Annotated in this window: 18 protein-coding genes, 2 tRNA genes and 1 rRNA gene; 10 read left to right on the top strand and 11 right to left on the bottom strand. The window is 57.1% G+C overall.

The window, feature by feature from the left end:
- Nucleotides 1-80: 80 nt before the first annotated feature.
- From mtlD to trmL, 7 genes are all read left to right on the top strand, one after another.
- The gene (gene mtlD, locus HV355_RS12255) at nucleotides 81-1229 is read left to right on the top strand and encodes a mannitol-1-phosphate 5-dehydrogenase (RefSeq protein ID WP_010436681.1); all 1149 of its coding nucleotides are present in this window, start codon (nucleotides 81-83) and stop codon (nucleotides 1227-1229) included.
- The gene (gene mtlR, locus HV355_RS12250; RefSeq protein WP_010436680.1) at nucleotides 1226-1816 is read left to right on the top strand and encodes a mannitol operon repressor MtlR; all 591 of its coding nucleotides are present in this window, start codon (nucleotides 1226-1228) and stop codon (nucleotides 1814-1816) included. Before mtlD ends, mtlR begins: the two co-directional genes overlap by 4 nt.
- 57 nt (nucleotides 1817-1873) lie before the next feature.
- Entirely contained in the window at nucleotides 1874-2236 is a 363-nt protein-coding gene (locus HV355_RS12245; protein ID WP_010436679.1) for a YibL family ribosome-associated protein, read from the top strand.
- A 343-nt stretch (nucleotides 2237-2579) separates the two neighbouring features.
- Nucleotides 2580-4235 carry an L-lactate permease gene (gene lldP / locus HV355_RS12240; protein WP_010436678.1) on the top strand — a complete coding sequence of 552 codons (1656 nt, stop codon included), beginning with the start codon at nucleotides 2580-2582 and terminating at the stop codon, nucleotides 4233-4235.
- On the top strand, nucleotides 4232-5005 hold the full coding sequence (lldR, locus tag HV355_RS12235) for a transcriptional regulator LldR (protein ID WP_108418116.1): 774 nt from the start codon (nucleotides 4232-4234) through the stop codon (nucleotides 5003-5005). Before lldP ends, lldR begins: the two co-directional genes overlap by 4 nt.
- Nucleotides 5002-6189, top strand: a complete 1188-nt coding sequence (gene lldD, locus HV355_RS12230; protein WP_182402045.1) for an FMN-dependent L-lactate dehydrogenase LldD — start codon at nucleotides 5002-5004, stop codon at nucleotides 6187-6189. Before lldR ends, lldD begins: the two co-directional genes overlap by 4 nt.
- A gap of 78 nt (nucleotides 6190-6267) precedes the next feature.
- Nucleotides 6268-6741: a tRNA (uridine(34)/cytosine(34)/5-carboxymethylaminomethyluridine(34)-2'-O)-methyltransferase TrmL gene (gene trmL / locus HV355_RS12225; RefSeq protein WP_182402043.1), complete on the top strand. Its 474-nt coding sequence runs from the start codon at nucleotides 6268-6270 to the stop codon at nucleotides 6739-6741.
- A 37-nt stretch (nucleotides 6742-6778) separates the two neighbouring features.
- Here the strand turns inward: trmL and ilvC are convergent, their stop codons facing one another.
- Nucleotides 6779-8254, bottom strand: a complete 1476-nt coding sequence (gene ilvC / locus HV355_RS12220) for a ketol-acid reductoisomerase (protein WP_010436674.1) — start codon at nucleotides 8252-8254, stop codon at nucleotides 6779-6781.
- A gap of 152 nt (nucleotides 8255-8406) precedes the next feature.
- Here ilvC and ilvY point away from each other — a divergent pair, with 152 nt between their 5' ends.
- Nucleotides 8407-9297, top strand: coding sequence for an HTH-type transcriptional activator IlvY (ilvY, locus tag HV355_RS12215; RefSeq protein ID WP_010436673.1), 891 nt, complete (start codon nucleotides 8407-8409; stop codon nucleotides 9295-9297).
- 45 nt (nucleotides 9298-9342) lie between these two features.
- Here ilvY and ilvA read toward each other — a convergent pair whose 3' ends face one another.
- The 6 genes from ilvA to ilvL form a co-directional block, all read right to left on the bottom strand.
- A complete protein-coding gene (gene ilvA / locus HV355_RS12210) occupies nucleotides 9343-10887 on the bottom strand; it encodes a threonine ammonia-lyase, biosynthetic (RefSeq protein ID WP_134348982.1) in 1545 nt (514 codons plus the stop codon).
- A 2-nt stretch (nucleotides 10888-10889) separates the two neighbouring features.
- Nucleotides 10890-12740, bottom strand: coding sequence for a dihydroxy-acid dehydratase (gene ilvD / locus HV355_RS12205; protein ID WP_182402041.1), 1851 nt, complete (start codon nucleotides 12738-12740; stop codon nucleotides 10890-10892).
- Between the two features lie 60 nt (nucleotides 12741-12800).
- Nucleotides 12801-13730, bottom strand: coding sequence for a branched-chain-amino-acid transaminase (gene ilvE, locus HV355_RS12200; protein ID WP_014885677.1), 930 nt, complete (start codon nucleotides 13728-13730; stop codon nucleotides 12801-12803).
- Nucleotides 13731-13748: 18 nt separating this feature from the next.
- Nucleotides 13749-14012 carry an acetolactate synthase 2 small subunit gene (gene ilvM, locus HV355_RS12195; protein ID WP_003860184.1) on the bottom strand — a complete coding sequence of 88 codons (264 nt, stop codon included), beginning with the start codon at nucleotides 14010-14012 and terminating at the stop codon, nucleotides 13749-13751.
- Nucleotides 14009-15655, bottom strand: a complete 1647-nt coding sequence (ilvG, locus tag HV355_RS12190; protein WP_182402039.1) for an acetolactate synthase 2 catalytic subunit — start codon at nucleotides 15653-15655, stop codon at nucleotides 14009-14011. The genes ilvM and ilvG overlap by 4 nt, the downstream gene beginning before the upstream one ends.
- A 139-nt stretch (nucleotides 15656-15794) precedes the next feature.
- Nucleotides 15795-15893, bottom strand: a complete 99-nt coding sequence (gene ilvL / locus HV355_RS12185; RefSeq protein WP_001311244.1) for an ilv operon leader peptide — start codon at nucleotides 15891-15893, stop codon at nucleotides 15795-15797.
- A gap of 342 nt (nucleotides 15894-16235) precedes the next feature.
- Between ilvL and HV355_RS12180 the strand changes: the two genes are divergently transcribed.
- Nucleotides 16236-17756, top strand: a complete 1521-nt coding sequence (locus HV355_RS12180; protein ID WP_182402037.1) for a YifB family Mg chelatase-like AAA ATPase — start codon at nucleotides 16236-16238, stop codon at nucleotides 17754-17756.
- A 29-nt stretch (nucleotides 17757-17785) separates the two neighbouring features.
- Here HV355_RS12180 and HV355_RS12175 read toward each other — a convergent pair whose 3' ends face one another.
- Nucleotides 17786-18124, bottom strand: a complete 339-nt coding sequence (locus tag HV355_RS12175) for a DUF413 domain-containing protein (protein WP_023309658.1) — start codon at nucleotides 18122-18124, stop codon at nucleotides 17786-17788.
- A gap of 118 nt (nucleotides 18125-18242) precedes the next feature.
- Between HV355_RS12175 and hdfR the strand changes: the two genes are divergently transcribed.
- Complete coding sequence (hdfR, locus tag HV355_RS12170; protein WP_182402035.1) at nucleotides 18243-19064, top strand: HTH-type transcriptional regulator HdfR; 822 nt, start codon at nucleotides 18243-18245, stop codon at nucleotides 19062-19064.
- A 98-nt stretch (nucleotides 19065-19162) separates the two neighbouring features.
- Here hdfR and HV355_RS12165 read toward each other — a convergent pair.
- From HV355_RS12165 to rrf, 3 genes are all read right to left on the bottom strand, one after another.
- A tRNA-Trp gene (locus tag HV355_RS12165) sits at nucleotides 19163-19238 on the bottom strand.
- 53 nt (nucleotides 19239-19291) lie between these two features.
- A tRNA-Asp gene (locus HV355_RS12160) sits at nucleotides 19292-19368 on the bottom strand.
- A 56-nt stretch (nucleotides 19369-19424) separates the two neighbouring features.
- Nucleotides 19425-19540, bottom strand: a 5S ribosomal RNA gene (gene rrf / locus HV355_RS12155).
- Nucleotides 19541-19609 lie beyond the last annotated feature (69 nt).

The following is a 19609-nucleotide window of genomic DNA, read 5'->3' as shown; positions in this document are numbered from 1 at the left end:
TCCCTTTGGGAGAGGGTTAGGGTGAGGGAAAAGCCTCACCCCAGCCCTCTCGGGTAAAAACATTAATGAAGGTTAATACTATGAAAGCATTACATTTTGGCGCAGGTAACATTGGCCGTGGTTTTATCGGCAAACTGCTGGCAGACGCGGGCATTACGCTGACGTTTGCCGATGTGAATCAGGTGGTCCTGGATGCCCTGAATGCCCGTCATAGCTATCAGGTCCACGTAGTGGGTGAAAACGAGCAGGTTGAAACCGTGTCGGGCGTGAATGCGGTAAGCAGCATTGGCGACGACGTTATCGACCTGATTGCCAGCGTTGATCTGGTCACCACGGCGGTAGGTCCGGTGGTGCTTGAGCGTATCGCGCCTGCGGTGGCAAAAGGTCTGGCGAAGCGTAAAGCACAGGGCAACGACGCTCCGCTGAACATCATCGCCTGCGAAAACATGGTGCGTGGCACCACGCAGCTGAAAGGTCACGTTCTGGCGGCTGTCGCTGACGAAGACAAAGCATGGGTTGAAGCGCACGTCGGCTTTGTCGACTCCGCCGTTGACCGTATCGTACCGCCATCAGAATCTGCAACCAACGACCCGCTGGAAGTGACCGTTGAAACCTTCAGCGAGTGGATCGTCGATAAAACCCAGTTTAAAGGCACCCTGCCTACCATCCCGGGGATGGAATTAACTGATAACCTGATGGCATTTGTCGAACGTAAACTCTTCACGCTGAACACGGGTCATGCTATAACCGCGTACCTCGGAAAATTGGCCGGTCATCAGACCATTCGTGACGCGATCCTCGATGAGAAGATCCGCGCGGTGGTGAAAGGGGCAATGGAAGAGAGCGGCGCGGTGCTGATCAAACGCTACGGTTTTGATGCTGATAAACACGCAGCATACATCCAGAAAATCCTCGGTCGTTTTGAAAACCCGTATCTGAAAGATGACGTTGAGCGCGTGGGTCGTCAGCCGCTGCGTAAACTGAGCGCGGGCGATCGCCTGATTAAGCCGCTGCTGGGCACGCTGGAATACGGCCTGCCGCACGCCAACCTGGTGAAAGGGATCGCGGCCGCAATGCACTACCGCAGCGAGCAGGATCCGCAGGCGATTGAGCTGGCTCAGCTGATTGATGACAACGGCGCGCAGGCTGCGCTGGCGCAGATTTCCGGTCTGGACGCCAACAGCGACGTGGTGGCGGAGGCGGTAAGCGCATATAACGCAACCAAATGATACAGAGTCCGGCGCAGGTTAGCCTGCGCCCGAATAACAGATTGTCAGATATGCAGGCAATAATGGAACAAACCCAGGCCTTTGAAAACCGTGTGCTTGAGCGTCTGAATGCTGGCAAAACCGTACGAAGTTTCCTGATTGCCGCCGTCGAGCTGTTAACTGAGGCGGTCAATATCCTGGTGCTTCAGGTGTTTCGCAAAGACGACTACGCGGTAAAATATGCTGTAGAACCGTTACTGGACGGAGACGGACCGCTGGGCGATCTTTCAGTGCGTCTGAAGCTGATTTACGGCCTTGGCGTGCTAAGCAGGCCAGAGTATGAAGACGCTGAATTGCTGATGGCATTACGCGAAGAGTTAAATCATGACGGTAATGAGTACACCTTTACTGATGATGAAATTCTTGGGCCTTTCGGCGAATTACACTGCGTCACCGCATTGCCCCCTGCGCCCCATTTTGATAACAGCGACCCTGAGCTGTACGCGATGCAAAAGCTGCGTTATCAACAGGTTGTCCGTTCCACCATGGTACTTTCCCTGACTGAGCTGATTTCCCGAATCAGCTTAAAAAAAGCGTTTCAGAAGTAAGCCTGCGCACATTGGTGTATCCTTCCTGTAAATTCCCCCGATTTAGAGTCATTTGTCATGAAAGAAGTCGAAAAGAACGAAATTAAACGCCTGAGCGACCGTCTGGATCTGATCCGTCACCAGATGGCTGGCCTCTCCCTGGTTGATTCCGCTGAGAAGTACGCCGAGCTAGAGAAAGAAGCTGCCACGCTGGAAACAGAAATCGAGCGTCTGCGCGAAGTGAAGGGCCAGAAGCTGAGCAAAGAAGCGCAAAAGCTGATGAACATGCCGCACCGCCGTGCGATCACCAAAAAAGAGCAAGCCGACATGGGCAAGCTGAAAAAAAGCGTCCGTGGCCTGGTGGTGGTGCACCCGATGACCGAGCTTGGCCGCGAAATGGGCCTGAAAGAGATGACGGGCTTTTGTAAGACCGCGTTCTGATTCTTATTCCCCTCACCCTAACCCTAACCCTCTCCCCAAAGGGGCGAGGGGACTGTACGGTGCGGTTTTCTCCCTCTCCCTGTGGGAGAGGGCCGGGGTGAGGGCATCAGACCCCACCCCGCTTCAAATTGGCCCAACCAATTCCCCTTTTCTTCCTCCCCTGGTTCACAATTCCATTATTTTCGCTCACAAACTCATTGCCTGGCCATAACATTTGGTTAACCATTTGTTGTCATTAACCCTACAACACAACATTGGCAGGACCACTTTTACACAGACTGTGACGCAGAGATGAGCGGAGACTCACCCGCAACGCTAACTGTGTGGTCCCCAGGAGACCTGCATGAGCCTCTGGCAACAAAACTACGATCCGGCCGGGAATATCTGGCTGTCGAGCCTGATCGCATCGCTTCCGATCCTGTTCTTCTTCTTTGCGCTGATTAAGCTCAAGCTGAAGGGCTACCTCGCCGCGACGTATACCGTTGCCATCGCCCTGATGGTGGCGTTGTTTTTCTACAAAATGCCGGTCGATCGCGCGCTGGCCTCCGTCGTCTATGGCTTCTTCTACGGACTGTGGCCGATTGCGTGGATCATCATCGCCGCCGTCTTTGTCTACAAAATCTCGGTAAAAACCGGGCAGTTCGACATCATTCGCTCGTCTATTCTCTCCATCACGCCGGACCAGCGTTTGCAGATGCTGATCGTCGGCTTCTCCTTCGGAGCATTTCTGGAAGGGGCGGCAGGATTTGGCGCGCCGGTGGCGATCACCGCGGCGCTGCTGGTGGGTCTGGGCTTTAACCCGCTGTATGCCGCGGGCCTGTGCCTGATTGTGAATACCGCGCCGGTAGCCTTCGGCGCGATGGGGATCCCGATTCTGGTGGCCGGACAGGTGACCGGGCTGGACAGCTTTGAGATCGGCCAGATGGTGGGCCGCCAGTTACCGTTCCTGACCATCATCGTGCTGTTCTGGATCATGGCGATTATGGACGGCTGGCGCGGCGTGAAAGAGACCTGGCCAGCGGTGATGGTGGCGGGCGGTTCGTTCGCGATTGCCCAGTATCTCAGCTCCAACTTCCTCGGCCCTGAACTGCCGGACATTATCTCTTCCCTGGTGTCGCTGGTCTGTCTGACGCTGTTCCTGAAACGCTGGCAGCCGGTGCGCATCTTCCGCTTTGCCGATATGGGTGCCTCACATGTGGATCAGACTCTGGCCCGCACGGGCTATACGGCCGGGCAGATCGTCCGCGCCTGGTCACCGTTCCTGTTCCTGACCGCCACCGTGACGCTGTGGAGCGTTCCACCGTTTAAAGCGCTGTTCGCGCCTGGCGGCGCGCTGTACGACATGGTGATTAACATCTCCGTGCCGTTCCTCGACAAGATGGTTGCGCGTATGCCGCCGGTGGTGCACGACGCCACGCCGTATGCGGCGGTGTTCAAATTTGACTGGTTCTCCGCTACCGGCACGGCCATTCTGTTTGCCGCTATCCTTTCCGTGGTGTGGCTGCGCATGAAGCCTGCCGCCGCAGTGCAGACCTTTGCAGCAACGATTAAAGAGCTGATGCTGCCGATCTACTCCATCGGCATGGTGCTGGCGTTCGCGTTTATCTCGAACTACTCCGGCCTGTCTTCGACGCTGGCGTTAGCGCTGGCGCATACCGGCCACGCGTTTACCTTCTTCTCGCCGTTCCTCGGCTGGCTGGGCGTGTTCCTGACCGGTTCCGATACCTCATCAAACGCCCTGTTTGCCGCCCTGCAGGCGACGGCAGCGCAGCAGATTGGCGTGTCGGACGTGCTGCTGGTCGCCGCTAACACCACCGGCGGCGTGACCGGGAAGATGATTTCCCCGCAGTCCATCGCCATTGCCTGTGCCGCGGTGGGACTGGTGGGTAAAGAGTCAGATCTGTTCCGCTTTACCGTTAAACACAGCCTGATATTTACCTGCATGGTGGGCGTTATTACCACGCTGCAGGCCTATGTCTTAACCTGGATGATTCCATGATAGTGATGCCCAGACGCCTCTCCGACGAGATTGCCACTCGCGTGCGGGCGCTGATTGAAGAACAACATCTGGAAGCGGGCATGAAATTGCCCGCCGAACGCCAGCTTGCCGCCCAGCTTGGCGTGTCGCGCAATTCACTGCGCGAGGCGCTGGCAACGCTGGTTAACGAAGGGGTGCTGCTGAGCCGTCGCGGCGGCGGTACTTTCGTGCGCTGGCAGCATGATGACTGGTCCGAGCAAAACATCGTCCAGCCGCTGAAAACGCTGATGGAAAACGACCCAGACTACAGCTTTGACATCCTCGAAGCGCGTCACGCCATCGAAACCAGCACCGCGTGGCACGCAGCAATGCGGGCAACCGAGGCTGACAAAGAGAAGCTCAAAGCCTGTTTCGAAGCCACGCAAAGCAGCGATCCGGATATCGCCTCCCAGGCGGACGTGCGGTTTCATCTGGCGATTGCCGAGGCGTCGCACAACGTGGTTCTGCTGCAGACCATGCGCGGGTTCTTCGACCTGCTGCAGTCCTCCGTAAAGCAGAGCCGCCAGCGTATGTATCTGGTCCCGCCGGTTTTTGCTCAGCTAACCGAACAGCACGAGGCGGTGCTCAACGCCATTCTGGCGGGCGATGCCGAGGCCGCGCGAAAGGCGATGATGGCGCATCTCGGCTTCGTGCACACCACCATTAAACGATTCGATGAAGATCAGGCCCGACAGGCGCGTATTACCCGTCTGCCTGGCGAGAGTGATATTTCCAGGGAGAACAAAGCATGATTATTTCAGCAGCCAGTGATTATCGCGCCGCGGCGCAGCGCATTTTGCCCCCTTTCCTGTTCCACTACATCGACGGCGGGGCGTATGCCGAATATACCCTGCGCCGCAACGTGGAAGACCTGTCGGAGGTGGCCCTGCGCCAGCGCGTGCTGAAGAATATGTCTGACCTGAGCCTTGAGACGAAGCTGTTTAACGAAACGCTTTCCATGCCGGTGGCGCTCGCGCCCGTAGGCCTGTGCGGTATGTACGCCCGACGTGGCGAAGTGCAGGCCGCCGCCGCGGCGGATGCTAAAGGCATTCCGTTTACGCTTTCCACCGTGTCCGTCTGCCCGATTGAAGAGGTCGCCCCGACCCTCAAGCGCCCGATGTGGTTCCAGCTGTACGTCCTGCGCGATCGCGGCTTTATGCGTAACGCGCTGGAGCGCGCGAAAGCGGCGGGCTGCTCTACGCTGGTCTTTACCGTGGATATGCCAACGCCCGGCGCGCGCTACCGTGATGCGCACTCCGGCATGAGCGGCCCAAACGCCGCGCTACGCCGCTACTGGCAGGCCGTCACCCACCCGCAGTGGGCGTGGGATGTGGGTCTGAACGGACGTCCACACGATCTGGGAAATATTTCGACCTATCTCGGCAAACCAACCGGACTGGAAGATTACATCGGCTGGCTGGCAAATAACTTCGATCCGTCCATCTCGTGGAAAGACCTGGAGTGGATCCGCGAATTCTGGGACGGCCCGATGGTGATCAAAGGGATCCTCGACCCGGAAGATGCCCGCGACGCGGTGCGCTTCGGCGCGGACGGGATCGTGGTCTCTAACCACGGCGGACGCCAGCTCGACGGCGTGCTCTCTTCTACCCGCGCGCTGCCCGCCATCGCCGATGCGGTGAAAGGGGACATCGCGATTCTGGCCGACAGCGGCATTCGTAACGGGCTGGACGTGGTGCGCATGATTGCCCTGGGGGCAGACAGCGTGCTGCTGGGTCGCGCGTACCTGTACGCGCTGGCCACCAGCGGTCAGGCGGGCGTGGCGAACCTGCTGAACCTGATCGAGAAAGAGATGAAGGTGGCGATGACGCTGACCGGTGCGAAGACGATTAGCGAAATTAGCAAGGATTCGCTGGTGCAGGAGTTGAGTAAACTGCCTGCGGCGCTGGCCCCGCTGTCGCATGGCGACGCTGCTTAAGGTCTGATCCCCTCACCCTGGCCCTCTCCCCAAAGGGGTGAGGGGATGCTATTCTGCCCCCGCAATTAAGGGGGCAGCATGCTTAACATCGTTTTATTCGAACCAGAAATACCACCCAATACCGGCAACATCATCCGACTGTGCGCCAACACCGGTTTTCGTCTGCATATCATTGAGCCGATGGGCTTTGCGTGGGACGACAAACGCCTGCGTCGCGCGGGGCTGGATTACCATGAATTTACTGCCGTCGTTCGCCATCACGATTACGCCACGTTTCTGGAAGCCGAAAAACCGCATCGCATGTTCGCCCTGACCACCAAAGGCACCCCAGCGCATAGCGCGGTGAGCTATCAGGACGGGGATTATCTGATGTTTGGCCCGGAAACGCGCGGCCTGCCAGCCACCATTCTTGATGCCTTGCCAGCCGAGCAAAAAATTCGTATCCCGATGATGCCGGACAGCCGCAGCATGAACCTGTCGAATGCGGTGTCGGTAGTGGTGTATGAGGCGTGGCGCCAGCTGGGATACCCTGGCGCAGTACTGCGTAGCTGAAACATGTCGGGTGGCTTTCGCCACCCGATTCGTCGATTTAGCCTGCGACCGCGATACGCTTCATATCGGTCATGTAGCCGCGCAGTTTCTGGCCCACTTTCTCGATTTCGTGGCTGCGGATCGCGTCGTTTACGTCACGCAGCTGCGCGTTGTCAACCGCACCTTCTGCAATCGCTTTGCCCAGATCGCCTGCCTGCAGAGTGGTCATAAACTCTTTCAGCAGCGGTACGCAGGCGTAAGAGAACAGGTAGTTACCGTATTCTGCGGTATCAGAGATAACCACGTTCATTTCATACAGGCGCTTACGGGCGATGGTGTTCGCGATCAGCGGCAACTCGTGCAGTGATTCATAGTACGCGGACTCTTCGATGATGCCGGAGTCCACCATGGTCTCGAATGCCAGCTCAACGCCTGCTTTCACCATCGCGATCATCAGTACGCCTTTATCGAAGTACTCCTGCTCGCTGATTTTGCCGTCGAACTGTGCAGCGTTTTCAAACGCGGTTTTACCGGTCTCTTCGCGCCAGGTCAGCAGGTTTTTATCGTCGTTCGCCCAGTCCGCCATCATGCCGGAAGAGAATTCGCCGGAGATGATGTCATCCATGTGTTTCTGGAACAGCGGTGCCATGATGGTTTTCAGCTGTTCAGACAGCGCGTAAGCACGCAGTTTTGCCGGGTTGGACAAACGGTCCATCATCAGCGTAATGCCGCCCTGCTTCAGCGCTTCGGTGATGGTTTCCCAGCCGAACTGAATCAGTTTTTCCGCGTAGGACGGGTCGGTGCCTTCTTCCACCAGCTTGTCGAAGCACAGCAGAGAACCGGCCTGCAGCATGCCGCACAGAATGGTCTGCTCGCCCATCAGGTCAGATTTCACTTCAGCAACGAAGGACGATTCCAGAACGCCCGCACGGTGGCCGCCAGTCGCCGCTGCCCATGCCTTGGCAATCGCCATGCCTTCGCCTTTCGGATCGTTTTCCGGGTGAACCGCGATCAGGGTCGGCACGCCGAAACCACGTTTGTACTCTTCACGGACTTCGGTACCCGGGCACTTCGGTGCCACCATCACTACGGTGATGTCTTTACGGATCTGCTCTCCCACTTCCACGATGTTGAAGCCGTGGGAGTAACCCAGCGCCGCGCCGTCTTTCATCAGCGGCTGTACGGAACGCACAACGTCTGAGTGCTGCTTGTCTGGCGTCAGGTTAACCACCAGATCCGCCTGCGGGATCAGCTCTTCGTAGGTACCCACTTTGAAGCCGTTTTCGGTCGCTTTACGCCAGGAAGCACGCTTTTCGGCAATCGCTTCTTTACGCAGGGCGTAAGAGATATCCAGCCCGGAGTCACGCATGTTCAGGCCCTGGTTCAGACCCTGCGCGCCACAGCCGACGATGACCACTTTTTTACCCTGAAGGTAGCTCGCGCCATCGGCAAATTCATCGCGCGCCATGAAGCGGCATTTGCCCAGCTGCGCCAGCTGCTGGCGCAAGTTCAGTGTATTAAAGTAGTTAGCCATGGGTGATACCTCGTGATGTTGTGTGTCTTATTGTTCGGTTCGCGTTTCAGCGAGAATGTACCCACATTACAACAGGAAATTTATTGCGGAAATTGATATATTCACAACGTCACGTTGCAGTTTTTGCAATGTAAAAAGAGGGAGTGGAATCGGTGGATTTACGCGATCTGAAAATGTTCCTGCACCTGGCGGAAAGCCGTCACTTTGGCCGCAGCGCCCGGGCGATGCACGTCAGCCCCTCCACGCTTTCGCGCCAGATCCAGCGCCTTGAGGAAGACCTCGGCCAGCCGCTGTTCGTGCGCGATAACCGCACCGTCACGCTGACGGAGGCCGGTGAAGAACTGCGCGTCTTTGCCCAGCAGACCTTGTTGCAGTACCAGCAGCTGCGACACACCATCGACCAGCAAGGGCCGTCGCTTTCCGGCGAGCTGCATATTTTCTGCTCCGTGACCGCCGCCTATAGCCATCTGCCGCCCATTCTCGACCGCTTCCGCGCGGCGCATCCGTCGGTCGAAATTAAGCTCACCACCGGCGATGCCGCCGACGCAATGGAAAAAGTGGTGACGGGCGAAGCGGATCTCGCCATTGCCGGGAAACCCGAAACCCTGCCGGGCGCGGTGGCGTTCTCCATGCTGGAAAATCTGGCAGTGGTGTTGATTGCCCCGGCGCTGCCCTGCCCGGTGCGTAATCAGGTGTCGGTGGAGAAACCGGACTGGTCCACGGTGCCGTTTATCATGGCCGATCAGGGGCCGGTGCGCCGCCGCATTGAGCTGTGGTTCCGCCGTCAGAAGATCAGCAACCCGTCGATATACGCCACGGTCGGCGGCCATGAGGCGATGGTGTCGATGGTGGCGCTGGGCTGCGGCGTGGCGCTGCTGCCGGAAGTGGTGCTGGACAACAGCCCGGAGCCGGTGCGCAATCGCGTGATGATTTTAGAGCGCAGCGACGAGAAAACGCCGTTTGAGCTTGGCGTGTGCGCACAAAAAAAGCGGCTGCATGAGCCGCTTATTGATGCGTTCTGGAAGATATTGCCGAACCACTAAAGCCGGGTGGCGCTGCGCTTACCCGGCCTACACGCAGCTCAACCCTTAGCCCGCGAGGAAGAAGCGGAACGCCGGGTTATGGGTTTCGTCGTGACACTCATAGCCCAGCTCGTTCAGCCGCGTTTCGAAATCCGGCTCGTGCTCGCCCAGTTCGAACGCCGCCAGCACGCGGCCGTAGTCGGTGCCGTGGCTGCGGTAGTGGAACAGAGAGATGTTCCAGTGCGTGCCCAGCGTGTGCAGGAACTTGAGCAACGCGCCCGGCGATTCCGGGAACTCGAAGCTGAACAGACGTTCCCTGAGAGGCTTCGATGGACGCCCGCCGACCATGTAGCGCACGTGCAGCTTCGCCATCTCGTCGTCAGAGAGATCGACCACGCTGTAGCCTCCCTCATGCAGCAGGTTGAGGATCTCTTTGCGCTCCTCCACGCCGCGGCTCAGACGCACGCCGACAAAAATGCAGGCGTCTTTGGCATCGGCAAAACGGTAGTTAAATTCCGTTACCGAACGTCCGCCCAGCAGCTGGCAGAACTTCAGGAAGCTGCCCTTCTCTTCCGGAATGGTCACCGCCAGCAGCGCCTCACGCTGTTCGCCCAGCTCGCAGCGCTCGGAAACGTAGCGCAGGCCGTGGAAGTTCACGTTTGCACCAGACAGCACGTGCGCCAGCCGCTCGCCGCGAATATTGTGCTGCGCGATGTATTTTTTCATGCCCGCCAGCGCCAGCGCGCCGGAAGGTTCCGCCACCGCACGCACATCCTCGAACAGATCTTTCATCGCCGCGCAGATGGCGTCGCTATCGACGGTGATGATGTCGTCGAGATATTCCTGGCACAGGCGGAAGGTTTCATCCCCAATGCGCTTCACCGCCACGCCCTCGGCAAACAGCCCGACGCGCGGCAGGTCTACCGGATGACCCGCATCCAGCGCCGCCTTAAGGCAGGCAGAGTCTTCCGCTTCAACGGCGATGACTTTGATCTGCGGCATCAGCTGTTTGATCAGCACCGCGACGCCCGCAGCCAGGCCACCGCCGCCGACCGGCACAAACACGCGGTCGAGATGGGCATCCTGCTGCAGCAGCTCAAGCGCCAGCGTGCCCTGCCCGGCAATCACCATCGGGTGGTCGAACGGCGGCACCCAGGTGAAACCCTGCTGCTGCGCCAGCTCAATCGCTTTGGCTTTTGCTTCGTCGAAGTTAGCCCCGTGGAGCAGGACTTCACCGCCGAAACCGCGGACCGCATCGACTTTGATGTCTGCGGTAGCGACCGGCATCACGATCAGCGCTTTCAGCCCCAGACGGGCAGACGAGAACGCAACGCCCTGGGCGTGGTTTCCCGCCGAGGCGGTAATCACACCGCGCGCTTTCTGCTCGTCGGTCAGCCCGGCCATCATCGCGTAGGCGCCACGCAGCTTGAAGCTGTGCACCGGCTGACGGTCTTCGCGCTTCACCAGAATGACGTTGTCGAGGCGCGAAGAGAGTTTTTCCATTTTCTGCAGGGGCGTGACCTGCACGGCTTCATAGACCGGCGCGCGTAGCACCGCTCTCAGATATTCCGCCCCCTCGGGGGCGGCGGATAAGGGTTGTGACTCGGCCATCATTAGCCCCCAAGTTTAGATTTATCGCGCACCGCGCCTTTATCTGCACTGGTGGCAAGGCTCGCGTAGGCGCGCAGGGCGAAGGAGACTTCGCGCTGGCGGTCTTTCGGCGTCCAGGCTTTGTCGCCGCGGGCTTCCTGCGCTTCACGACGGGCCGCAATTTCCCGATCGCTCAGCTTGAGCTGAATGCCGCGATTCGGAATGTCGATTTCGATAAGATCGCCGTCTTCGATGATCGCAATGTTGCCGCCGCTTGCCGCTTCCGGGGAAACGTGGCCGATGGAGAGGCCGGAGGTGCCGCCGGAGAAACGCCCGTCGGTGATCAGCGCACACGCCTTACCGAGTCCCATGGATTTCAGGAAGGTGGTTGGGTAGAGCATCTCCTGCATGCCCGGACCGCCTTTCGGCCCTTCGTAGCGAATGACCACCACGTCGCCTTCCACCACTTTGCCGCCGAGAATTGCCTCTACCGCTTCATCCTGGCTTTCGTACACTTTCGCCGGACCGGTGAATTTCAGGATGCTGTCGTCCACGCCTGCGGTTTTCACGATGCAGCCGTTTTCCGCAAAGTTACCGTACAGCACGGCCAGGCCGCCATCTTTGCTGTAGGCGTGCTCCAGCGAGCGGATACAGCCTTCGGCGCGGTCATCGTCCAGGGTATCCCAGCGGCAATCCTGTGAGAACGCCTGGGTGGTACGGATGCCGGCAGGGCCCGCGCGGAACATTTTTTTCACCGCGTCGTCTTTGGTCAGCATCACGTCGTACTGGTCCAGCGACTCCGGCAGCGTCAGGCCGAGCACGTTTTTCACTTCACGGTTCATCAGGCCCGCACGATCCAGCTCGCCCAGAATGCCCAGCACGCCGCCCGCGCGGTGTACGTCTTCCATATGATATTTCTGGGTACTCGGCGCGACTTTACACAGCTGCGGCACTTTACGGGACAGCTTGTCGATGTCGCTCATGGTGAAGTCGATTTCGGCTTCCTGCGCGGCGGCCAGCAGGTGCAGAACGGTGTTGGTGGAACCGCCCATGGCGATATCCAGCGTCATGGCGTTCTCAAACGCGGCTTTGCTGGCGATGTTGCGCGGCAGCGCGCTGGCATCGTCCTGCTCGTAGTAGCGTTTAGTCAATTCAACGATGCGCTTACCGGCGTTAAGGAACAGCTGTTTGCGGTCGGCGTGGGTCGCCAGCAGCGAGCCGTTACCCGGCTGAGAAAGACCCAGCGCTTCGGTCAGGCAGTTCATGGAGTTGGCGGTAAACATACCGGAACAGGAGCCGCAGGTCGGACACGCGGAGCGCTCAACCTGGCCGCTCTGCTCGTCAGAGACTTTCGGGTCAGCGCCCTGGATCATCGCATCGACCAGGTCGAGCTTGATGATTTTGTCGGAGAGCTTGGTTTTCCCCGCTTCCATTGGACCGCCGGAGACGAAGATCACCGGAATATTCAGGCGCAGGGAGGCCATCAGCATCCCCGGGGTGATTTTGTCGCAGTTGGAGATGCAGACCATCGCATCGGCGCAGTGGGCGTTAACCATGTACTCAACCGAGTCGGCGATCAGCTCGCGCGATGGCAGTGAATAGAGCATGCCCCCGTGCCCCATCGCGATACCGTCATCCACCGCAATGGTGTTGAACTCTTTCGCCACGCCGCCGGAGGCTTCGATTTGCTCGGCAACCAGTTTGCCGAGATCGCGCAGGTGCACGTGGCCCGGTACGAACTGGGTGAAGGAGTTCACCACGGCGATAATCGGCTTGCCGAAATCGGCGTCGGTCATTCCGGTGGCGCGCCACAGTGCGCGGGCACCCGCCATATTACGGCCGTGGGTGGTGGTGGCTGAACGATACTTAGGCATGCTTTATTTACTCCCGTCTGACTATTTAATGGGACGGTGCGTGCCGTCCCAAATTTATACTTAGTGATTAACCTGATCCAACCAGCCGTATTTATCTTCTGTTTCGCCGGTGAAGAGGCCAAAGAACGCTTGCTGAATACGTTTGGTGACCGGGCCACAGCGGCCTTCGCCCACCTGAATACCGTCTACGCTGCGCACCGGCGTGATTTCAGCCGCGGTACCGGACATGAACACTTCATCGGCCAGATACAGGGATTCGCGGGACAGCACCTGCTCGCGCACTTCGATACCCAGATCTTTCGCCAGCTTGATGATGGCGTCACGGGTGATGCCCGGCAGCGCGGACGAGGTGAACGGCGGCGTGAACAGGATGCCGTCTTTCACTTCAAACAGGTTTTCGCCCGCACCTTCAGAGATGTAGCCATTCACGTCCAGGGCGATACCTTCCTGATAGCCGTGGCGGCGCGCTTCGCTACCAACCAGCAGGGAAGAAAGGTAGTTACCGCCTGCTTTAGCGGCGGTCGGAATGGTGTTTGGCGCCACGCGGTTCCAGGAAGAGACCATTGCGTCGATCCCCTGCTCCAGGGCTTCAGCACCCAGGTAGGCGCCCCATGGGAACGCGGCAATGATCACATCGGTGTTGTAACCGGCTGGCGGGTTCACGCCCATGCCGACGTCGCCCACGAAGACCAGCGGACGAATATAGGCGCTGGTCAGGTTGTTTTTACGGATCACTTCGCGACAGGCTTCCATCAGCTCATCAACGCTTTGAGAAACCGGGAAACGATAAATTTTGGCTGAGTCATGCAGACGCTGCATGTGTTCGCGATGGCGGAACACCACTGGTCCTTTGTGAGAGTCGTAGCAACGGATGCCTTCAAACACGGAGGTACCGTAGTGCAGCGCGTGGGACATCACGTGGACCTTCGCGTCCTCCCAGCGAACCATCTCACCGTTGAACCAAATGTAATCAGCTTTTTTTGTCGTCATTTTTTCGTCCTGTCACGCTTAAGCGCGGATTTGTTGTGATGTGGTTGTGCTCTGGCAGATGGCAACATGGGCAACGTCTACCAGTTTTGATAATTGGCTAAACAGTAAGTCGACCGGCCGCGGGCTGGCAACGGTTAATTCGATACTGATGTTCTGGGCGTCTGTGGCCGTTTCCATATTCATAGAGCAAATCTGAAAACCACGATGACGCACCACGCGCAAAACGCGCTCTAAGGTTTCCGGGTTGAAGCGGGCCTGTACGGCGACCTGATGCTGCATCATGATAATTTCTCCATCATTTGTGAGTTACTGGCACCAGGCGGTACCAACGGCCAGACGTTCTCGAGTTCGTCGATTGAGACATGAAGCAGGTAAGGCCCATCGCTGTTCAGCATGGTGTCGAGCGCCGCTTCAACCTGATCTTTACGGGTGATGTGCTGGCCAGGGATGCCAAAGGCGCTGGCCAGGGTGAGGAAATCGGGGTTATCGGTGAGCGTCGTTTCGCTGTAACGCTCCTGGAAGAACAGCTGCTGCCACTGGCGAACCATCCCTAAACGCTGGTTGTCGAGCAAGACGATTTTCAGCGGCAACTGCTTACGCTTAACGGTGCCGAGCTCCTGAACGTTCATCATGAAGGAGCCGTCACCGGAGATACAGATAACGGTATCGTTCGGGCGGGCAACCTGCGCGCCAACGGCTGCTGGCAGACCGAAGCCCATCGTCCCTAACCCGCTGGAGGTGATGAAGTTTTCCGGGCGGGTGTAGGTCATGTGCTGCGCGGACCACATCTGGTGCTGGCCTACGTCGGTGGTGACGACGCTGTCAGCCGGTTTACGGTCGGACAGCTGCTTCAACAGCAGCGGCGCGTAGATGGCCTCGCCGGGATGGTCGTAACGCCAGGCGTGCTCGGCGCGCATGTCTGCGGTGTGCTGACGCCACGCGTTGATATCCAGCGGCTGCTGCAGTGCCGGTAACAGCGCGTTGAGATCGCCCTGCAGCGCGACGTGCGCCTGACGCAGCTTGTTCATCTCCGCCGGGTCGATATCCATATGGATGACTTTGGCGTTCGGCGCAAAGGTATTCAGCTTGCCGGTGACGCGGTCGTCAAAACGGGCGCCTACGGCGATGAGCAAGTCGCACTCCTGCACCGCCAGGTTTGCCGCTTTGGTGCCGTGCATCCCCAGCATGCCCAGATAGTATGGGTAGTTCGCGTCTACGGCACCCAGACCTTTCAACGTGCAGGTCGCTGGCATCTGCGTTGTTGCAATAAATTCGCGCAGGGCTGGAACGGCCTGCGCCATGCCGACGCCACCGCCGACGTACAGCATCGGCTGTTTCGCCTGCGCCAGCATCTGACGAGCCTCTTCAACTTCCGCATCCGGAAACGCATTGTCGCTTTCAACGGTAGAGAAGTGGGGTTCCAGATCGCCAGGTGCCACCTGGATATCTTTCGGGATATCGACCAGAACCGGACCAGGACGACCGGAGCTTGCCACTTCGAACGCTTCTGCCATTACGCGCGGCAGCTCTTCCAGAGACTGGACGAGGAAGCTGTGTTTGGTGCAGGCCAGCGATAAACCAAGGACGTCGACTTCCTGGAAAGCATCGGTACCGATGAACGGAGACGCCACCTGGCCGGTGATGGCGACAACGGGAACGGAATCCAGCAGGGCATCCGCCAGACCGGTGATTAAGTTAGTTGCGCCTGGGCCTGAAGTGGCCATGCAGACACCAGTTTTGCCCGTGGCACGAGCGTAACCAATGGCCGCCATCGCTGCACCCTGCTCGTGTCGGCACAACAGGTGTTCCACGCCGCCGTCATACAGTGCATCGTAAATCGGCATAATTGCGCCACCCGGATAACCGAATACGGTTTCCACTCCCTGCGCGCGCAACGCATGTACAACCCATTGTGCCCCATTCATAGTTAGTTCCCCGTCATAAAACTGGAGAAACAGAATTTTGTGCTAGTCGTCATGCTCTGCTCCTCGTTTACGTTTTTTAGTCATAAAAAAACCCCCGGACCTTTCGGTGCGGGGGTCTTAGTTCGTTAAGGCTTGATTTCTAAGCCTTTCCTCGTCCAAGTGCAGCCCCGCACGGTGGGATAATAATCACCACCACGCTAATCACGACCAGGCTAATCACTCGTAGAAGGGCTGTCATTTTCAGTTCTTTCTGCATCTTGTTCGAAGGAATACCTAAAGAGTTATCACAGAATTCAAAACAAACACAAGATTTATTTATGACTCATTTGATTAGCCAGCAAATCATATTTCTTAAAATCGTTGTTTTATATGAGGAAAATAGAAAATGAATATTTTTCATTTTTTTCACGGCGGACTACAGCGTCAAAACGCAGTTTTTTAGGTTCTGCGAGAAGGCTTCCATGATTATGCAATGGTATGAATGCGGCATGAAAATACCTGAACAGGTGCCGTAAATTCACAAAATGACGCTAAAAAGTCCATGCAGGCGCTGGCATAGTCACACCAGGAGGTAGTGCAAATGTCACTGTCAGTTGTTTATACGCGTGCGGCTCTCGGGGTGAAGGCACCGCTCATTTCCGTAGAGGTTCATTTGAGTAATGGGCTGCCGGGACTCACGCTTGTCGGGCTACCTGAAACGACGGTTAAAGAGGCGAGAGATCGCGTTCGCAGCGCAATAATAAATAGCGGTTATACCTTCCCCGCGAAGAAGATTACCATCAACCTTGCCCCCGCCGATCTACCCAAAGAGGGGGGACGATACGATTTACCTATCGCGATTGCGCTTCTCGCGGCTTCTGAGCAGCTTAATACAACCAGGCTAGGCTCGTACGAGTTCGTGGGCGAACTCGCGCTCACAGGCGCGTTAAGAGGCGTTCCCGGTGCAATATCCGGAGCGCTGGAGGCAATCCGTGCTGGGCGGCAAATCATTGTCGCCAATGAAAACGCATCAGAGGTGAGTCTTATTGCAGAAAAGGGATGCCTTATAGCGGGGCATCTTCAGGAAGTGTGTGCCTGGCTGGAAGGGCGACATGAGCTGTCCGAACCGGAGGAGTGTGACGATGAGGTAACGGATGTAACAGAGGATCTCAGCGAGATTATGGGACAGGAGCAAGGGAAACGGGCGCTGGAGATCACGGCAGCGGGTGGACACAATCTTCTGCTGATTGGCCCACCGGGTACGGGTAAAACCATGCTGGCGAGCAGGTTGAGTGGGTTGCTCCCATCGCTTAATAATCATGAAGCGCTGGAAAGCGCCGCGATATATAGCCTGAGCGGTTCTACGTCGCTGCAAAAACAGTGGCGTCGACGTCCTTTTCGTTCCCCGCATCATAGCGCTTCACTGACGGCAATGGTTGGCGGTGGGTCTATTCCGGGGCCGGGTGAGATCTCACTGGCGCACAATGGCATTCTGTTTCTCGATGAGCTGCCTGAATTTGAGCGCCGCGTGCTGGATGCACTGAGGGAACCCATTGAATCCGGCGAGATACATATCTCACGCACGCGTGCCAAAATAAGCTATCCCGCCAGGTTTCAGCTCGTCGCGGCGATGAACCCCAGCCCCACGGGACACTATCAGGGGAATCATAACCGCTGCACGCCAGAGCAGACGCTGCGCTATCTGGGAAAGCTGTCCGGCCCATTCCTCGATCGTTTCGATTTATCACTGGAAATCCCGCTTCCACCGCCTGGCCTGCTCAGGCAGACGGGTATACAGAGTGAAAGCTCTGTGAATGTTCGCGAGCGGGTTATCGCGGCGCAGGCGCGACAGTATGCTCGTCAGAACAGACTGAATGCGCGGCTGGATAATGCCGGGATCCGACAGTTTTGCTCACTTAACAGTGAGGATGCGGGGTGGCTGGAAGAGACATTGACGCGGTTTGGGCTGTCCATACGTGCGTGGCAGCGTCTGTTGAAAGTGGCCAGAACCATTGCTGACGTGGAGGGGTGTGATGATATTGAGAGGAAACATCTGCAGGAAGCGCTGAGCTATCGCGCTATCGACCGTTTGCTGCTGCATCTGCAGAAGTTGCTGGCATAAAAAAGGGGCCGTAGCCCCTTCTCACCATCTTAGTCGTCAGACTCTGTGTAGTCTTCTGCACCTTCCATCTGCGGCTTACCGCCAGACAGTGTATGGAAGCGCTTTGGACGCTTAATGCGTGCCATGTACTTGATCCATACACGTTCTGCTTCAGACTCCGGCTCACGCTCACCACGGCATACAGAAACAAACTGTTTCTCGTCTTCGGTAGCAGGTTCGCGCTTACCCAGATCCAGCTCGTTAAAGGCATAACCATGGCGCTCAAGCAGTTGAGCTTCTTTGATGGTGAAATCGCCGTGACGAGAGAACCCGCGCGGATAATGTTTATTGTCGAAAAAACGATTAGTCGTCGTAAAGCTTTCCGCCATCCTACACGCTCCTAATTCTTTGGCCGAGCTATTTATGGCGCGGAGTATTAGTTACGCTTGACAGAGTGTAAAACAAAACATTTAAATCATAACGACAAATAATTTTGTGGAGAAAGATGTGGATACGGAATTGCTAAAAACTTTCCTTGAAGTGAGCAGAACGCGTCACTTCGGGCGAGCCGCTGAAGCCCTTTACCTGACGCAGTCAGCAGTCAGTTTTCGTATTCGACAGCTGGAAAATCAACTGGGTGTGAATCTTTTTACCCGCCATCGCAACAATATCCGCCTCACGCCTGCCGGTGAAAAACTGCTTCCGTATGCGGAGACATTGATGAACACCTGGCAAGCGGCACGTAAAGAGGTTGCGCATACCTCAAGACACAATGAATTCTCGATTGGGGCCAGCGCATCCCTGTGGGAATGCATGCTCAGTCAATGGTTGAGCCGGTTGTATCATTCACACGGGCATCTGCAATTTGAGGCCAGAATTGCGCAACGTCAGTCGCTGGTTAAGCAACTCCATGAGCGTCAACTTGATCTTCTGATCACGACAGAAGCCCCCAAGATGGACGAATTTAGCAGCCAGATCGTAGGGCAGTTTGGTCTTGCGCTTTATGCGTCTGAGCCGTCAATGATGAAAGCCGACCTGAATTATCTGCGTCTGGAATGGGGCCCGGATTTTCAGCAACATGAGTCTGGGTTGATTGCCAGCGATGATGTCCCCCAGTTAACAACAAGCTCTGCGGAGATTGCCTGCCAGCAGCTGCCTTTATTAAAGGGCTGCACCTGGCTACCTACTCGCTGGGCAGACAGCAGACCGGGTCTGCATACCGTCGCAGATTCCACGACGCTTTCCAGACCGTTATATGCTATTTGGCTGCAGAACAGCGATAAGCAGTCGCAGATTAAAGATCTTCTAAAAATCAATATCATGGACTAACGCAAAAAGCCTGCAGAGATGCAGGCTTCTTTATTAGAAGAGGTGTTTGTCGTATTACAGGCAAAAAAAAATCCTTTGCCGAAGCAAAGGATTCTATATGGCAGGGGCGGAGAGACTCGAACTCGCGACACCCGGTTTTGGAGACCGGTGCTCTACCAACTGAGCTACGCCCCTAAAGTTTCTTACCATCAAGCCTGCCTTTTAGGCAGGCTTGATGTCTTAATAAGTGGCGGAACGGACGGGACTCGAACCCGCGACCCCCTGCGTGACAGGCAGGTATTCTAACCGACTGAACTACCGCTCCACCGAAGACTGCTTGTAACCACCGGATTAATGCACCGGCTTACTACTTAATTTGATGCCTGGCAGTTCCCTACTCTCACATGGGGAGACCCCACACTACCATCGGCGCTACGGCGTTTCACTTCTGAGTTCGGCATGGGGTCAGGTGGGACCACCGCGCTAAAGCCGCCAGGCAAATTCTGTTAAATCTGTATCAGGCTGAAAATATCGTGTCTGTCTCTTCGCCGAAACAGCTTCGGCGT

The sequence above is a fragment of the Enterobacter sp. RHBSTW-01064 genome, assembly GCF_014103035.1.
GTDB classification, from domain to species: Bacteria; Pseudomonadota; Gammaproteobacteria; order Enterobacterales; family Enterobacteriaceae; genus Enterobacter; species Enterobacter mori.
The sequence above is the reverse complement of the archived record's forward strand: the minus strand, read 5'-3'. Positions and strand labels throughout refer to the sequence as shown.

What these genes read in the sequence shown, in the direction of transcription:
- lldD (WP_182402045.1), top strand. Translation starts at nt 5,002, where the DNA reads ATGATTATTTCAGCAGCCAGTGATTATCGCGCCGCGGCGCAGCGCATT.
- ilvE (WP_014885677.1), bottom strand. Translation starts at nt 13,730, where the DNA reads ATGACGACAAAAAAAGCTGATTACATTTGGTTCAACGGTGAGATGGTT.
- HV355_RS12245 (WP_010436679.1), top strand. Translation starts at nt 1,874, where the DNA reads ATGAAAGAAGTCGAAAAGAACGAAATTAAACGCCTGAGCGACCGTCTG.
- lldR (WP_108418116.1), top strand. Translation starts at nt 4,232, where the DNA reads ATGATAGTGATGCCCAGACGCCTCTCCGACGAGATTGCCACTCGCGTG.
- ilvC (WP_010436674.1), bottom strand. Translation starts at nt 8,254, where the DNA reads ATGGCTAACTACTTTAATACACTGAACTTGCGCCAGCAGCTGGCGCAG.
- lldP (WP_010436678.1), top strand. Translation starts at nt 2,580, where the DNA reads ATGAGCCTCTGGCAACAAAACTACGATCCGGCCGGGAATATCTGGCTG.
- ilvG (WP_182402039.1), bottom strand. Translation starts at nt 15,655, where the DNA reads ATGAATGGGGCACAATGGGTTGTACATGCGTTGCGCGCGCAGGGAGTG.
- HV355_RS12175 (WP_023309658.1), bottom strand. Translation starts at nt 18,124, where the DNA reads ATGGCGGAAAGCTTTACGACGACTAATCGTTTTTTCGACAATAAACAT.
- mtlR (WP_010436680.1), top strand. Translation starts at nt 1,226, where the DNA reads ATGATACAGAGTCCGGCGCAGGTTAGCCTGCGCCCGAATAACAGATTG.
- HV355_RS12180 (WP_182402037.1), top strand. Translation starts at nt 16,236, where the DNA reads ATGTCACTGTCAGTTGTTTATACGCGTGCGGCTCTCGGGGTGAAGGCA.
- trmL (WP_182402043.1), top strand. Translation starts at nt 6,268, where the DNA reads ATGCTTAACATCGTTTTATTCGAACCAGAAATACCACCCAATACCGGC.
- ilvD (WP_182402041.1), bottom strand. Translation starts at nt 12,740, where the DNA reads ATGCCTAAGTATCGTTCAGCCACCACCACCCACGGCCGTAATATGGCG.
- ilvA (WP_134348982.1), bottom strand. Translation starts at nt 10,887, where the DNA reads ATGGCCGAGTCACAACCCTTATCCGCCGCCCCCGAGGGGGCGGAATAT.
- mtlD (WP_010436681.1), top strand. Translation starts at nt 81, where the DNA reads ATGAAAGCATTACATTTTGGCGCAGGTAACATTGGCCGTGGTTTTATC.
- ilvL (WP_001311244.1), bottom strand. Translation starts at nt 15,893, where the DNA reads ATGACAGCCCTTCTACGAGTGATTAGCCTGGTCGTGATTAGCGTGGTG.
- ilvM (WP_003860184.1), bottom strand. Translation starts at nt 14,012, where the DNA reads ATGATGCAGCATCAGGTCGCCGTACAGGCCCGCTTCAACCCGGAAACC.